General features: G+C 69.5%; 14 protein-coding genes. 3 read left to right on the plus strand and 11 right to left on the minus strand.

Annotated elements, in window-relative coordinates:
- Positions 1-8: 8 nt before the first annotated feature.
- The 3 genes from AC3AP7_RS28555 to AC3AP7_RS28565 all read right to left on the minus strand — a co-directional run bounded on the left by AC3AP7_RS28555 (position 9) and on the right by AC3AP7_RS28565 (position 3,495).
- Complete coding sequence (locus tag AC3AP7_RS28555; protein ID WP_487363648.1) at positions 9-1,187, minus strand: efflux RND transporter periplasmic adaptor subunit; 1,179 nt, start codon at positions 1,185-1,187, stop codon at positions 9-11.
- A gap of 89 nt (positions 1,188-1,276) precedes the next feature.
- Positions 1,277-2,794 carry an efflux transporter outer membrane subunit gene (locus tag AC3AP7_RS28560; RefSeq protein ID WP_487363649.1) on the minus strand — a complete coding sequence of 506 codons (1,518 nt, stop codon included), beginning with the start codon at positions 2,792-2,794 and terminating at the stop codon, positions 1,277-1,279.
- Between the two features lie 14 nt (positions 2,795-2,808).
- Positions 2,809-3,495, minus strand: a complete 687-nt coding sequence (locus AC3AP7_RS28565) for a TetR/AcrR family transcriptional regulator (protein WP_487363650.1) — start codon at positions 3,493-3,495, stop codon at positions 2,809-2,811.
- 2 nt (positions 3,496-3,497) lie between these two features.
- Here AC3AP7_RS28565 and AC3AP7_RS28570 point away from each other — a divergent pair, with 2 nt between their 5' ends.
- A complete protein-coding gene (locus tag AC3AP7_RS28570; protein ID WP_487363651.1) occupies positions 3,498-3,761 on the plus strand; it encodes a hypothetical protein in 264 nt (87 codons plus the stop codon).
- A gap of 137 nt (positions 3,762-3,898) precedes the next feature.
- Here AC3AP7_RS28570 and kdgD read toward each other — a convergent pair whose 3' ends face one another.
- From kdgD to AC3AP7_RS28605, 7 genes are all read right to left on the minus strand, one after another.
- Entirely contained in the window at positions 3,899-4,816 is a 918-nt protein-coding gene (kdgD, locus tag AC3AP7_RS28575; RefSeq protein ID WP_487363652.1) for a 5-dehydro-4-deoxyglucarate dehydratase, read from the minus strand.
- A 75-nt stretch (positions 4,817-4,891) separates the two neighbouring features.
- On the minus strand, positions 4,892-6,241 hold the full coding sequence (gudD, locus tag AC3AP7_RS28580) for a glucarate dehydratase (protein ID WP_487363653.1): 1,350 nt from the start codon (positions 6,239-6,241) through the stop codon (positions 4,892-4,894).
- A gap of 106 nt (positions 6,242-6,347) precedes the next feature.
- Positions 6,348-7,463, minus strand: coding sequence for a lactonase family protein (locus AC3AP7_RS28585; protein WP_487363654.1), 1,116 nt, complete (start codon positions 7,461-7,463; stop codon positions 6,348-6,350).
- Positions 7,464-7,975: 512 nt separating this feature from the next.
- On the minus strand, positions 7,976-8,872 hold the full coding sequence (locus AC3AP7_RS28590; RefSeq protein ID WP_488324842.1) for a 2-hydroxy-3-oxopropionate reductase: 897 nt from the start codon (positions 8,870-8,872) through the stop codon (positions 7,976-7,978).
- Between the two features lie 45 nt (positions 8,873-8,917).
- Positions 8,918-9,715: a 2-dehydro-3-deoxyglucarate aldolase gene (gene garL / locus AC3AP7_RS28595; protein ID WP_487363655.1), complete on the minus strand. Its 798-nt coding sequence runs from the start codon at positions 9,713-9,715 to the stop codon at positions 8,918-8,920.
- Positions 9,716-10,112: 397 nt separating this feature from the next.
- Positions 10,113-10,874: a FadR/GntR family transcriptional regulator gene (locus AC3AP7_RS28600; protein WP_487363656.1), complete on the minus strand. Its 762-nt coding sequence runs from the start codon at positions 10,872-10,874 to the stop codon at positions 10,113-10,115.
- 80 nt (positions 10,875-10,954) lie between these two features.
- Positions 10,955-12,448, minus strand: coding sequence for a bifunctional diguanylate cyclase/phosphodiesterase (locus tag AC3AP7_RS28605; RefSeq protein WP_487363657.1), 1,494 nt, complete (start codon positions 12,446-12,448; stop codon positions 10,955-10,957).
- 379 nt (positions 12,449-12,827) lie between these two features.
- Between AC3AP7_RS28605 and AC3AP7_RS28610 the strand changes: the two genes are divergently transcribed.
- The gene (locus AC3AP7_RS28610; RefSeq protein ID WP_487363658.1) at positions 12,828-13,223 is read left to right on the plus strand and encodes a ribbon-helix-helix domain-containing protein; all 396 of its coding nucleotides are present in this window, start codon (positions 12,828-12,830) and stop codon (positions 13,221-13,223) included.
- Between the two features lie 62 nt (positions 13,224-13,285).
- On the opposite strand, the gene AC3AP7_RS28615 is transcribed toward AC3AP7_RS28610, so the two are convergent.
- Positions 13,286-14,092: a phytochelatin synthase family protein gene (locus AC3AP7_RS28615; protein ID WP_487363659.1), complete on the minus strand. Its 807-nt coding sequence runs from the start codon at positions 14,090-14,092 to the stop codon at positions 13,286-13,288.
- A gap of 204 nt (positions 14,093-14,296) precedes the next feature.
- On the opposite strand from AC3AP7_RS28615, the gene AC3AP7_RS28620 reads away from it, so the two are divergent.
- Positions 14,297-14,770 carry a GNAT family N-acetyltransferase gene (locus AC3AP7_RS28620; RefSeq protein WP_487363660.1) on the plus strand — a complete coding sequence of 158 codons (474 nt, stop codon included), beginning with the start codon at positions 14,297-14,299 and terminating at the stop codon, positions 14,768-14,770.
- Positions 14,771-14,775: the final 5 nt, after the last annotated feature.

Consider the following 14,775-nt stretch of genomic DNA (forward strand, 5'->3'; position numbering starts at 1 on the left):
GCGGTCCCCTACTGCGCCGCGGACGCGCCCGACGCCGGCTGGGCCGGCGCCTGCCACGGCTGCGCCGACACCGGCGCCCCTTCGCGCACGTTCTGCAGGTTCGTGACGATCACCTTGTCGTTGTCGGCGAGGCCCTTCGTGACGATCCAGTCGGTGCCGTAGTTCACGTTGGCCTCGACGTCCTTGCGCTCGGCCTTGCCGTTCGCGCCGACCACCATCAGGTAGGCGCCCACCGTATCGCGCTGCATGGCCTGCTGCGGCACGAGAAACACGTTGTCCTGCGTGCCGAAGCCCACTTGCAGCGTCACGTACATGCCGGGCAGCAGCGTGTGCGCGGGATTCGGCACGCGCGCGCGCAGATCGACCGCGCCGGTGGTTGCGTTCACAAGGACATCGGAGAAGTCGAGCACGCCGTCGCGCGAGTACCGGGCGCCGTTCGGCAGGCCGATCTTCACCTTCGTCGCGTTCTGTCCGGCAAGCGCGACGCGGCCCGCGGCCTGCGCCTCGCGCAGCGTGGTGAGATCCGCTGCGCTGATCGCGAAGTTCACGTACACCGGATCGATCTGCTCGACGGTCGTGAGCAGCGTGCCGCTCGCCCCGCTGTCGCTGGTGCTGCTGCCGACCACCGCGCCCGCGGTGACCTGCTGCTGGCCGGCAATGCCGTCGATCGGCGCGCTCACACGCGTATAGCCGAGGTTCAGGCGCGCACTCTCGACGCTCGCCTCGTCGGCCTGCACCTTCGCGGCGGCGCTGCGCGCGGCGGCATCCGCGTTGTCGACGCTCTGCTGCGAAACCGAGCCCACCGGCAGCAGCACGTGATAACGCTCGGCCGTGATCCGGTCGTTGATGGCGGTCGCGCGGTCTTCCGCGAGCAGCGCGAGATCGCTGTCGAGCTGCGCCTTGTAGAACGCCGGATCGATCTGGAACAGCAGCTGGCCGCGATGCACTTCGCTGCCTTCGCGATAGCGCCGCTCAAGCAGCACGCCGGACACGCGCGCGGTCACGTTGGCGCTGTAGTAGGCGGATACGCGGCCGACCAGTTGCCTGTCGAGCGGCACGCTCTGCGGATGCACGCTCAGCGTGCCGACCTGCACCGGCGGCGCGGCAGGCGGCGGATTCTTGCTGCAGCCGGCAAGCAGCAGCGCGGCGAGCGCAAGCAATCGGACAGCCAGCAACGGTGGTTTCATAAAAGCTCCAGTTCCTGCGTGAGCGACGCGGGCGGCCGGCCCTGCCGGCGCGCGCAGCGCCGCGCGGGCGCACGGGGCGGGAGGAGCGCTCACTGCGCCGCCGTCGCCGGGGCGGAGGCGGGCTGCGCCGCCTGCCCGGCGGCGCGCGCATGCGCACCGTCCCATTGCCAGCCGCCGCCGAGGTTCTTGATCAGCGTGACGCTGCTTTCGCTCAGCGCCGCCCGCGTATCGACGAGATTCTGTTGCGCCTGCAACAACGTGAGCTGCGCGGTCAGCACGTCCTGCTGGCTCTGCGCGCCGGCCTGCAACTGGGCGCGCGCGCTGTCGAAGAGCTTCTGGTTGCCTTGCAGGATGCCGGCATACGCATGCGCCTGCGCGCCGAGGTGATACATCGACGACAGCGCGTCTTCGACGCTCTGGAACGCCGCCAGTACCGTATTGCGATAGCTCGCCACGTCTTCGTCGTAGGTCGCGCGCGCGGACGCGACGGCCGCGCGCCGCGCGCCGCCGTCGAACAGCGTGGCGGCGAGATCGGGACCCAGCGTCCAGAGGCGGTTCGGCACCGTCAGCAGGTTCGCGAACGTGTTGTGCTCGAAACCGCCTTCGGCGGACAGATCGAGGCTCGGGAAAAACGCGGCTTCGGCCACGCCGATCCGCTCGTTGGCCGCGGCCGCGGTGCGCTCGGCGCTCACGACGTCATAGCGCCGTTCGAGCAGTTGCGACGGCAGCGCGAGCGGCACCGGCGGCACGCTGAACGCATACGACGGACGCGGCGCAATCGCGAATGCCGCCGGCGGCACGCCTGCCAGCACCGCCAGCGCATGTTCGTCCTGCTCGCGCGAGGTTGCGGCGGACTGCAGCGCGGCGATCGCCGCCTCCAGCGTGTCCTGGGCGGCGAGCACATCGTCGTTCGAGGCTTCGCCGACCCGGTACGACGCCTGCGTCATCTTCAGCAGATGCGCGTCGATATCCCGTTCCTGCTCGAGCAGGTGAATGTCCACGTCGGCGGCGCGCAGCGCGAAATAGTCGCTCACCACGCTCGCCGCGATCGACAGCCGCACGCCCGCAAGCTGCGCGTCGCTCGCCTGCGCGCTTGCCTTCGCCGAGGCGATGCTGCGCCGGACCGAGCCCCACAGGTCGGGCTCCCAGCTTGCCGTCGCCGTGGCCGACACGAGGTTGTAGGTCCCCGACTCGCCGCTCGATGCAGCCGCCGGCACGCCCGGCCCCGCGCCGCTGCGGGTCGCGCCCAGCCCGGCCGAGACGACCGGGAACAGCGCCGCCACATTGCTCTGCACGCTCGCCTGCGCGACCCGGTAGGCGGCCTCGGCCGCGACGATCGACTGGTTGGCTCGCAGCGCCTGCCCGACGAGGCGGTCGAGCTCGTCGTCGCGATACGCCTGCCACCACGTGCCCGACAACGCGGCCGCCACCCCCGGCTGCGCGCGCTGCCATTCGACGCCTTCCTTGAAGTGATCGGGAACCGCGATGGCGGGACGCTGATAGTTCGGTCCTACCGCGCAGCCGGCCACGCACAGCAGCACGGCGCCGATCGCATGGCGCGCGCGCACGCCTGCCGGCATCCGGTGGCGCGAATCAGGCTGATCCATCGGGTTCTCGCTTGTCATGGACGCCTCGCTCGCGCTTTGGCGCCGCGCACGGTGCAGCCGTGCAGGAAGATGTCGACCGCCTGACGCGCGATGCGGGCGCGCATCTGCGCGTTCGGGCGCCGGCAGGCGCCGCGCAGGATGCGCGAACGAATGCCGCCGAGCACCAGGTAGACGAACTGCTCGCTCGCGAGCTCCTCGTCGTCGAAATGCAGCAGCCCCCGTTGCGTCGCGCTCCGCAGATAGGCCGACAGCGGCTCCATGCCGACCAGTCCGCCGCGCCGCCCATAGTGACCGTCGATCAGATCGGGAAAGCGGCGTGCTTCGATGAGCAGCAAACGGTGCAGTTCGAGCATGTCGGTGCGCGTGCCGACGTCGAGCAGGTGCAGCGCGGCGCCTTCCAGCACCGTGCATGGATCCTGACCTTCCACGACGATATTCTGCAGACCCGCAACCCACGCATTGCGCAAACAGGCGAGCACCGCGGCAAAGAGCCCCGCCTTGTCGCCGAAATGCTGGTACAGCGTTTTCTTCGCGACACCCGATTCGCGCGCGATGGTGTCGAGACTCGTGTCCGCGTAGCCTGCGCTCAGAAACGCGTCCTGCGCGACCTGGAGCACGCGCAGCAGACGCTGCTCGGCCTGCTCGCGCGTCGGGCGGCCGCCGGTCTGGGCCCGGTGCGGATGGAGTACCTCGGTCGCCATGAATGAAAGCTGCTCTTGCTCACTATATGGAAACGCAACCGTTGCGTTTCGGCTACCGTATAACGACGAAAAGAGCGCGTCAATCTTCAGACGACAGCGGCACATTACAAACGATGACGAACGCGGCGCTCAGAGGCCGTCGGGAAGCGTGCTTCGACGCAAGCGGATTATTTTATACAGGAATCCTATTTAATTATCGCGCGAAACATTCCATCGTTGCCTACCCCGCCAAAGAGCGGCAAAACGGCGTATCGGGATGCACGTGAAAACGGGCGGCGCCCCGCGCCGCCGTCTCCTGCGACACGGGGCGCCGCCCGTCCTGTCCGCTGCGCGCGGCGCACGGCCGCCGGGCCGCCGGGCCGCCGGGCCGCCACCGTGCACGCCGCACGATTTCGCTATTGCACTATTGCGCGCCGAGCTTGCGGATCAGCGCGTCGAGTTGCGCCAGTTCGTCGTCGTTCAGGTCGGTGAGCGGCGCGCGCACGGGGCCCGCATCGTGCCCCACCAGCTTTGCCCCCGCTTTCACGATGCTGACTGCGTAGCCCGCCCGACGATTGCGAATTGCGAGGTACGGCAGGAAAAACGTGTCCAGCAGCGCGCCGATCGTCGCGTGATCGTCGGCGGCGACGGCGCGATAAAACTGCATCGCCGTCTTCGGAATGAAGTTGAATACGGCCGACGAATACACTGGCACGCCCATCGCCTTGTACGCCGCCGCGTACACTTCCGCGGTCGGCAGGCCGCCGAGATACGCGAAGCGCTCGCCGAGGCGGCGGCGGATCGCGACCATCGCCTCGATGTCACCCACGCCGTCCTTGAAGCCGATCAGGTTCGGGCAGCGCTGCGCGAGGCGTTCGAGTGCGTCCGCATTGAGCTTCGAATTCGCGCGGTTATACACGATCACGCCGAGCGAGCCGACCGCGCGGCACACCTCCTCGACGTGCAGCGCGATGCCGTCCTGCGAGGCTTCGGTCAGGTAATGCGGCATCAGCAGCACGCCGGCCGCGCCGAGCCGCGCCGCTTCCTGCGCGTATTCGATCGCCACCCGGGTCGGACCGCCCGCGCCGGCGAGGATCGGCACCTTGCCCTTGCAGGTTTCGGTCGCCGTGCGGATCACGTTCGTGTAGTCGCTCTTCGTCAGCGAGAAGAATTCACCGGTGCCGCCCGCCGCGAACAGCGCCGTCGCACCGTAGGGCGCGAGCCATTCGAGACGCGCCGCGTAGGTATCGGGGCGGAAGTGGCCCGCGGCGTCGAAGTCGGTGACGGGAAATGACAGCAGACCGTCGGAAATGATGGCTTTCAGCTCTTGGGGAGTCGTCATGAGGGTTCCGGATTTCGGATTTCGGGGATCGGGGACAGGCGGCCAGGACGGCCGCCCGCGACGGCACAACCGGGTTCAGCGCACGAGGCAAGGACGCTTGTGATCGAACGTCCAGCCGGGAATCAGGTACTGCATCGCGGCGCTGTCGTCGCGCGCGCCGAGGCCGTGCTGCAGATACAGCGCATGCGCGTTCTCCAGTTCGTCCAGATCGATATCGACGCCAAGGCCCGGCCTCGCGGGCACCTTCACCTTGCCGCCGACGATTTGCAGCGGCTCGCGCGTGAGGCGCTGGCCGTCCTGCCAGATCCAGTGCGTGTCGATCGCGGTGATCCGGCCGGGCGCGGCCGCCGCGACGTGCGTGAACATCGCGAGCGAGATGTCGAAGTGATTGTTCGAGTGCGAACCCCATGTGAGGCCCCAGTCGTGGCACATCTGCGCGACCCGCACCGAACCCTGCATGGTCCAGAAATGCGGGTCCGCGAGCGGGATGTCGACCGATTGCAGCGAAATCGCGTGACCCATCTGGCGCCAGTCGGTCGCGATCATGTTGGTGGCGGTCGGCAGCCCCGTCGCGCGGCGGAACTCCGCCATCACCTCGCGGCCCGAGTAGCCGTTCTCCGCGCCGCACGGATCCTCCGCGTAGGCCAGCACGCGATGCTGGTCGCGGCACAGGCGCACTGCTTCGGCAAGCGACCACGCGCCGTTCGGATCGAGCGTCACGCGCGCGTGCGGGAAGCGCTCGGCCAGCGCGGTGACCGCTTCGATTTCCGCGTCGCCCGCCAGCACCCCGCCCTTCAGCTTGAAGTCGTTGAAGCCGTAGCGCGCCTGCGCGGCTTCGGCGAGGCGCACGACAGCCTCGGGCGTCAGCGCCGCTTCGGTGCGCAGGCGGTCCCAGTCGTCGCAGCCGTCGGCGCCGCTGGCGTAGGGCAGATCGGTCCGGTGGCGATCGCCGATGAAAAACAGGTAGCCGAGCATGTCGACCTCGTCGCGCTGCTGGCCTTCGCCGAGCAGCGCCGCCACCGGCACGCCGAGGTGCTGACCCAGCAGGTCGAGCAGCGCGGCTTCGAGCCCCGTCACCGCGTGAATCGTGGTGCGCAGGTCGAACGTCTGCAGGCCGCGGCCGCCCGCGTCGCGCTCGGCGAACTGCGTGCGCACCCGGTTGAGCACCGCGCGCAGATGGCCGATCGACTGGCCCGCCACGAGCGGCCGGGCGTCGTCGATCGTCTTGCGGATCGCCTCGCCGCCCGGCACTTCGCCGACGCCGGTGCGGCCCGCGCTGTCGCGCAGGATCACGACGTTGCGCGTGAAGAACGGACCGTGCGCACCGCTCAGGTTCAGCAGCATGCTGTCGCGGCCGGCGACCGGCACGACGCGCAACTCGGTGACGACGGGGGTGGCGTTCGCCTGGGTGGACTCGGAAAACATGAGCGTTTGACCTGTTTGCTTGAGACGTCGGTGGTATGAAGCAGCGGCGGCGCACCTCGGAGCGGATGCGCAGTCAGACGGGCCGTCCGATGCGCCGCGCCGGCAATCAGCCCGGCGAACGCGCGCCGTCGTGCGCGAGGATTTCGACCCAGCTTGCGCCGCGTCCGCCGTCGGCGCGCGTGCGCAGCGACAGCGCGCCGCTCGCCGGATCGAGCGCATACAGCGCGACCTGCGTCGACTTTTCGCCGCAGGCGACGAGCCAGCGGCCGTCCGGCGACAGATTGAAGCCGCGCGGCTGGGTTTCGGTGTCGGCGCAGCCCGCGTACGCGAGCGCGCCATCGGCTGCCACCCGGTAGACGATCAGCCGGCTCGTGGTGCGCTCCGACAGATAGAGGAAGCGGCCATCCGGGGCGACGCGCAACTCGGCGGCCCAGACCATCGTCGCGAGCAGCGCGGGATCGGGCTGCACCGGCGCGCTCGGGGTCGGACGCGCCTGACCGTCGCGCAGGTGCGCGAGCACGGGCGGGCGCTCCGAATGCCGCGGCTCGCCCAGCTGGCCCGACTGCGGGTCGCGCGCGAGCGCGGCGACGGTCGCACGGAATTCGCTCAGCGCGTAGAGCGTGCGGCCGTCCGGCGAGAAACGCAGATGGCGCGGACCGAAACCGGCGCCGAGCGCCACCGGGTCGAGCGGCGCGAGCACCGCGCCTTGCGCGCCCGCGTCGAGCCGGAAAGCGTGCACGACGCTCGCACCCAGCGACGACGCATAAGCAAAGCGGCCGTCGGGCGACACCAGCACCGCATGCGCGTGCTCGATGCCGGGCACCACCTGATGCGGCGTGCCGTCGCCCTCGCCCAGTTGCGCGAGCGCGTACACGCTCACCGTGTGCTCGGCATACGACGCACCGAGCAGGTAGCGCCCCTGCGGTTCCGTGCTGAGATAGGCGAGGCTCGACGCAATCGGCGCACGCCACCGCAGCGCCAGCTGGCCGGTCGCGAGATCGACGTCGTAGCAGACGATCGAAGGGTGCGCGCCGCGCGTGGCCGCATACAGCGTGCGGCGATCCGCGGAGAACGCAAGCGGCATGACGGACGTGTCGGCCGGGTAGCGCGCGGCGGGCGTCAGCGCGTCGCCGGCGGCGTCGAAATGAAACAGCGCGATGTCGCCGTCATGGGTATGGGATACGAGTGCCGCGTAACCGGGAGGAAGAACGTGATCAGTCATGGGACGAAAGAATGAGCCGAAGAGAGTGAGTCGGAGACGGGATGAACGTGCGGCAGCAGCCACACCCGCAACGCGCCCGTGCGGCAAGCGCGCAAAAACGCGCAGAAGCGCGCAGAAGCGCGCAAGGACGCGGACCGCCCGAACGATAGCACCGGATCGGATAGCACCGGGTCGACGCGCGCCCGCATCCGCTGACGAAGCAGCGCGCCCGTCCGCCGGGCGTCCCGGCGCGGGCGTGACATCATCGCACGGCTATCCGGCTCGAAATACGTTGTCTGATAACACATCGCAACACGCATGACTCAACGGAAGCCGCCCGCAATCCCGCGATGCCCCCACCCATCTCGCAAATAGCCGGCGAGGCTTGAGCGCCGTCGCCTTTCTGGACGATACGCCGGCTTTTCGCCCGGCCTCCACAATGTTAGACATCCTACAACATAGCGCGCCAAAACACCAGCCCAGGCGACGCCCGCCCGTCGCCGGCCGGCAACAGGCGAGCGAAGCCGTCACGCTCACTGCGCCGGCGGCTGCCCGATCTCGTGATGCGCCATGACCTCCAGCGCGCGCACCATGCCCGAGTGATCCCACGCGCGGCCGCCATGCGCAACGCACGCGTTGAACAGCGTCTGGCAGGTCGCGGTATTCGGCAGCGCGACGCCGAGCGCCTGCGCGGTCGCCAGCGCCAGGTTCAAGTCCTTCTGATGCAGTTCGATGCGAAAGCCGGGCTCGAATGTGCGCTTCGTCATCCGCTCGCCGTGGACTTCCAGAATCCGCGACGCCGCAAACCCGCCCATCAGCGCAGTCCGCACCTTCTCCGCATCGACGCCCGCTTTCGACGCGAGCACCAGCGCCTCGCTGACGGCCTCGATCGTCGCCGCGACGATCACCTGGTTCGCGACCTTGCAGATCTGCCCCGCGCCGACTTCGCCGATCAGCGAGATGTTCTTGCCCATCATCGCGAGCAGCGGCTGCACGGCGTCGAAGGTGGCCTGCGCGCCGCCGGCCATGATGGTCAGCGACCCGGCGGTCGCGCCCACTTCGCCGCCCGAGACGGGCGCATCGAGATAGTCGGCGCCCTTTTCGCGCACGCGCGCCGCGAACGCGCGCGTGGCGATCGGCGAGATCGAGCTCATGTCGACCACCACCTGACCCGCGCGCAGTGCGTCCGCCACGCCGTTCTCGCCGAACAGCACGCGCTCGACGTCCGGCGTATCCGGCACCATGATGAAGATCACCTCGGCGCGCTGCGCGACCTCGGCCGGGCTGCCGCACGCGTGCACGCCGGCCGCGGCGAGTTCGGCCGGCAGGCCGCTGCGCGTGAACGCGGCGAGTTCGACACCGTGCTTGCGCAGATTGGCCGCCATCGGCTTGCCCATGATGCCGAGTCCGATAAAGCCTGCTGTTTGCATCTGCTTCTCCCAGGAAAGGCCGCGTCGGGCGCGGCGCCGTCGCGCTCAGGCCGGCATGAAATGCCGCTGCGCGGCGAGCGCCGCCTGACGCAGCATGCCGATGTCCGCGCAGACGGACACGAGCGTCGCGCCCATCGCGAGGTAGCGCTCCGCGTCCTGCTGGAGCGTCGCGAGTATGCCGCTCGCCTTGCCGCCGGCGGCGGCGCGCGCGAACACATGCGCAATCGCCTGCTGCACCTGCGGATGGGCCGCGTTGCCGAGATGCCCGTAGCCGGCCGCGAGATCGGACGGACCGATGAAAACGGCATCGACGCCGTCCACCGCGACGATCTCGTCGATCGCGTCGACCGCGGCGCGACTCTCGATCTGCACGACGACGCAGATGTTGTCGTTCGCCGTCTGCAGATAATCGGCCACCGCGCCGAAGCGGTTGCCGCGATGTCCGACCGACACGCCGCGCACGCCCGCGGGCGGATAGCGGGTCGCGGCGACCGCGCGCGCGGCGTCGGCAGCGCTGTCGACGAACGGAACCAGCAGGTTGAAGAAGCCCGCGTCGAGCAGGCGCTTGATCACGACGGGGTCGTTGGCGGGCGGCCGCACCACCGGCGCGGAACGGCTGTCCTTCAGCGCCATGGACTGCGGAATCAGCGTGAGCTCGTCGTTGGGCGCGTGCTCGGCGTCGAGCAGGATCCAGTCGAAGCCGACGGTGCCCAGCACCTCGGCAACGATCGGGCTCGCCAGCGACGACCAGCAGCCGATCAGGCGCTCGCGCCGGCGCACACCCGCGCGAAAGCCGTTCGGCAAGGGGCGGTACGGCGACGATGGGTTTATCGATGGGTCCATGATTGCGTCCTCGATCCTTCCTGTGCGGCGCGCACGCCGTTTGCACACGAGTTATACGATGTCTTATGACAATCTACGATCAGAACGAACCGGCAGGAAGCCGTGTTTACCCGTATTCGAGAGACGAAATAGCGTTCGAACGATGCGAAAGCCGTTGTGGACCCACTGTGAACGCGCGCATACCGCCCAGTCATACGATGACCCGCTTGCCCGCTTGCCCGCTTGCCCGCTTGCCCGCTTGCCCGCTTGCCCGCTTGCCCGCTTGCCCGCTTGCCCGCTTGCCCGCTTGCCCGCTTGCCCGCTTGCCCGCTTGCCCGCTTGCCCGCTTGCCCGCTTGCCCGCTTGCCCGCTTGCCCGTCGCGCGCGGCCGGCCGGCATGAAGTCTTGGGCCGTGTTTTCAGGCGGTCCGTCCGGCGCCCTCGCCGGCCGCATCGCCGCGGGCGCGCCGCAGCCGCTCGCGGCTGCTCGACAGATGCATGCGCATCGCGGCGCGCGCGCCCTCGGGATCGCGCCGCCGGATCGCGTCGAGAATGCTTTCGTGCTCGACGTTCACGCGCGCCATGTAAGCGGCGGCGTCGCTGTTCGCGAGGCTCGGCGAGTTGACCCGATGACGCGGAATCAGCGCGGTGCCCATCTGCGTGAGGATATCGACGAAATAGCGGTTGCCGGTCGCGCTCGCCACCGCAACGTGAAAGCGCAGGTCGGCGGCGCTGCTGTCGCCGCCGGCGCGGCTCGCCGCCTCGATCGCGTCGAGCGCCGCGCGGATGTCCGCGATGTCGCGCTCGCTCGCCCGCTGCGCCGCCAGCCCCGCACATTCGGTTTCGAGGCTGATGCGCAACTCCATCACCGACAGCAGGTCGGCCAGCGTCGTCGCGGGCACCACGTCGAGGCCGAGCGGTTCGCGGCGCGGCTCCAGCACGAAGCTGCCGATCCCGTGGCGGGTCTCGATCACCCCGTTCGCCTGCAGGCGCGAGATCGCCTCGCGCACGACGGTGCGGCTCACGCCGACCAGCGACATCAGCGTCGTCTCGGTCGGCAGCTTGTCGCCGGGCTTCAGCGCATGCGAGGCGACCTGCTCGCTGACATAGCTCACGACCCGGTCGGCGAGGCTTGCGCGCACGCGCGCCGGCGGCGCACTGAGGGGCGGGGACGCGGTCATCGAAAGCTTCCTTCAGAGAGAGCGGATCGTCTCATTATACGTCGTCCTACAACGGCGAACGTGGCCCCCGGCGCGCGCGGTCACGCGGTCCGGCTCAGCGTCGGCCGGTCGCCGGCGTGTGCCTGCGGAAGATGCCGGTCCGCCTGCTTGGCCGCGTACATCGCCAGGTCGGCGCGGCGGATCAGCTCGCTCGCGCTCTCGCCCGGTTCGAGCACCGCCACCCCGAGACTCGCGTCGATCACCTCGACCATCAGGTGCACCGCGAACGGCGCGCGCAGCGCAACCAGCACGTCGTCGACGATCCGCATCGCGACCGCCTGCGCGTCCGCCGCCTGCACCACCACCAGAAACTCGTCGCCGCCGAGGCGCCCGACGATCGCGCGGCAGCGCACCACGGCGCGCAGCCGCGCGGCGACCGCAGCCAGCACCTCGTCGCCGCAGTGGTGGCCGAACGTATCGTTGAGCGCCTTGAAGTTGTCGAGATCGATGAAGATGGCCGCGACCTCGCCTCGCGCGGCTGGTGCCGCGACGACGTCGTCGAGCAGGTCCACAATGCTGCCGCGGTTCGGCAGTCCGGTGAGCCGGTCCGTTTGCGACAGGCGGTGCAGCGCCTCCTTGCCCGTCAGCAGCTTCGCGATCAGCGCCGTGATCCAGCCCGACAGCGCCACCAGCATCACCGAGATCGCGGTGGCCATCGTCACGTAGACGCGGCGCATGCGCTGATAGTCGTCGAGCGCCTCGTGCATGCTCAGGCCCGCCACGACCGTCAGCCCGTAGCCCGGCAGGCGGCTGCTCGCGACCATCCGCTCGACGTGGTCGAGCGGATCGACGAACTCGGCGACGCCGTTGCCGCGCAGCGCCGCGTAAGCGGCCGGGATCGGCGCGCCGGTGCGGCTCGGCGCATGGCCCGCGCGGCGCGACAGCACGAAGCCGCGATCCGAAAACACCGCGATCATCCCGTCGTCGCCGAGCGCCGCGCTGTTGTAGAAGCCGTCGGTCAGATACGCGGGGTTCTCGGACACCACGACCACGCCGCCGAAACGGCCGTCCGGCCGATCGATGCGGCGCGTCGCCTGCACCGACCAGCGCCCCGAGATGCGGCCGATCACCGGCTGGCTGATATAGAGACCCGCATGCGGATTCAGCAGATGAACGCGGAAATGCGCGCGATCGCTAAGGTCGACCGTGCCCGAGAACGGCAGCGTCGAGACGATCACGTGCCCGTTGGCGCCGACCACCGTGACCTGCAGCGCGGTATCCGCGCTGATCAGCCCGTAGGCCTCGTAGCGCGCGAGACTGAACGTGCGCGGCGACGTCTCGTAGCCGAACTTGACGAGCCGCGCGATCTCGTCGACATCGTGCACGGTCTTCTGCGTATGAATGCGCAGCGCGTCGGCGAGCGTGCGCGCGGCCACCCGCGTGTCGTGCACGACGTCGGCCCGCTCGACTTGCAGTCGCAGCAGGATGGTGGCCCACAGCACCCCGAGCACCATCAGGGTGAGCGTGGGCACGAGAAATAGCGCGCCGCGGTGCGAGGGGCGCGCGCGGCTGCCCTTTGACGATATGCGATCCATGAGCTTGTGCCTTGTTCCGGCCTTCAGCCGCCTGAAGACGCCGGCCCGGGCGTCGAGTACACCGGCGCGACCGCCCGCCGGATGCCCACGCATTCATCCGGATGTCACATGCGGGCGTCGACGCGCCTGGTCAGTCAGTCATTGGTCCATATATCGGCACGAACTCATGAAAGTTTATCGATTGATCGCGCAAATCGGATAAAAGTACGTGCGTTTCGTGTGATGAATAGCATTTTTTGCTTCAACGGCCGCACCGGGAGACACGCTGACGCGGGTGCGCGCGGCGCGACAGGCGCCACAAAACAGGTGTACCGTGGATGCCTTACGCCGCCGGCCGCTGTCGCGCCGGCGATCGGGACCTTACGCAGGAGACGAGCCGATGTGCGGGATTTATGTCAACGCTGATCCGGTTCTTTACGAATCGCGCACGCGCTCGCTGCGCATTCATGGCGTGATCACCACCGTGCGGCTGGAGAACCTGTTCTGGGACGTGCTGCACGAGATCGCGGCAGAGGAAGGACTGACGACGAGCCAGTTCGCGATGAAGCTGCACGACGAACTGAGCACGTTGCGCGGCGAAGTGCCGGGCAATTTCGCGTCGTTTTTGCGCGTCTGCTGCCTGCGCTATCTGTCGACGCGCAGCCAGCCGGCACCGGTCGCGCACACCCCGGCGCACACCCCGGCGCACACCCCAGCGCACACCCCGGCGCGTACCCCGGCCCACCCGCTCGCGCAGCCGGGCGACGCGCGGCCGCGCCTGCTGAAGACGGTCTGAGCAGCGCGCACGCGGGGAACCGGCACGCAGCGGCAGCGCCGCCGGCCGCAACGGCGCGACCGCTAGCGCGCGCTCACGATCAACAGGCCGCGCGCGCGGCGGCTGTCGCTGTCGACCGCCCGCGCGCCCGCGAAAAGCTGCGCAAGCGGCACCCATACCGCCGGATACTTGTAGCGCGCGACGTCGAGCACCAGCACGCTGTCGGTCGCGGCGTCATAAGCGGCTAGCGGCGACCAGTGACCACCGCCCACCTCGCCGATCTCCTTGCGGTGGTAATTGAGCAGCGCGAAGCGACCGGGCGTGCCCGTCGCCGCGCGAATCAGCGCGCGAAACTGCGCGAGCGTCAGATCGTCCGCGTGATAGCGCGCGACCTTCACCGGAAAGTCCTGCAGCGCGTCGCCGAGCTGATCGAGCGTCATCCCTTCGCGGGCCACCTGCGCGGCGCGGGCGATGCCCGGATCGACGCCGCGAAAGAAATCGTCTTGCGTGAAGAACGGGAAATCCGGGTACTGCATCGTCGCCGGACGGCGAATCCCCAACGCGTTGAGCGCCATCACCGCACTGGCGACCGAGCAATACGCTTCGTTCTTTTGCGTCTCGAAGTACTGCGACAGCGGCCAGTACGCGGTCTTGTCCGTCGCCGACAGCAGACGCGCCGCGCCCGCGGGCTGCGTCAGCGCCACCAGGTTGGCGGGCACCGGCAGCGGTCCGGCCGCGGCATGCGGCGCGGGGCCCGGCGCGGCCGCGGCGGCGCCGGGTGCGAGCGGCGCGCAGCCGGCCAGCGCGGCGAGCAGTGCGGCCAGTGCGAGCGCGCAGCGGACCGCGTGGCCGTAGCGCGCGTCGGCGCTTCGGGGAGTACGGACGGACATCGAGACCTCCTCATCCAGCCAGATCGGGCAGCAGGGTCGCCACCGGCGGCGGCGCGCATCCCGCCGCCGGAGTGCGTCTTTTAGCATGAAACACGCACGCTTGCCGGCTGCGCGGCAACGGCCGCGCCCGGCTGAGCGCGCGCGTGAGGCACAATGTGGCGCACGCGCGCGGCACGCCGCCGTTCACCCGCATGGAGCCTTCCGATGATCGAGATCCGTCCCGCCCGCTTCCCGCAGCAAGCCGACGAAGTGCGCGCGCTGATGCGGGAATACGCCGCGGGACTGGGCATCGACCTCGGCTTCCAGAACTTCGACGCGGAGCTCGCCGGCCTGCCCGGCAAGTACGCGCCGCCGCGCGGATGCGTGCTGCTCGCGTGGCAGGACGACGCGGCGCTCGGCATCGTCGGCCTGCGTGCGCTCGACGAAACCGTGTGCGAGATGAAGCGGCTCTACGTGCGTCCGGCCGGACGCGGCCAGCAACTCGGCCTGCGGCTCGCCGAAGCCGTGGTCCGGGTAGCCCGCGACAGCGGCTACGCGGCGATGCGGCTCGACACGCTGCCGCAGATGAAAGCGGCGCAACGCATTTACACGTCGCTCGGCTTCCGCCCGATCCCGGCTTACGTGTTCAATCCGGTCGAAGACGCGCTCTTTCTCGAACTCGACCTGCGCGCCCGCTGACGCGC

It is taken from the genome of Paraburkholderia sp. PAMB 6770 (assembly GCF_057748135.1).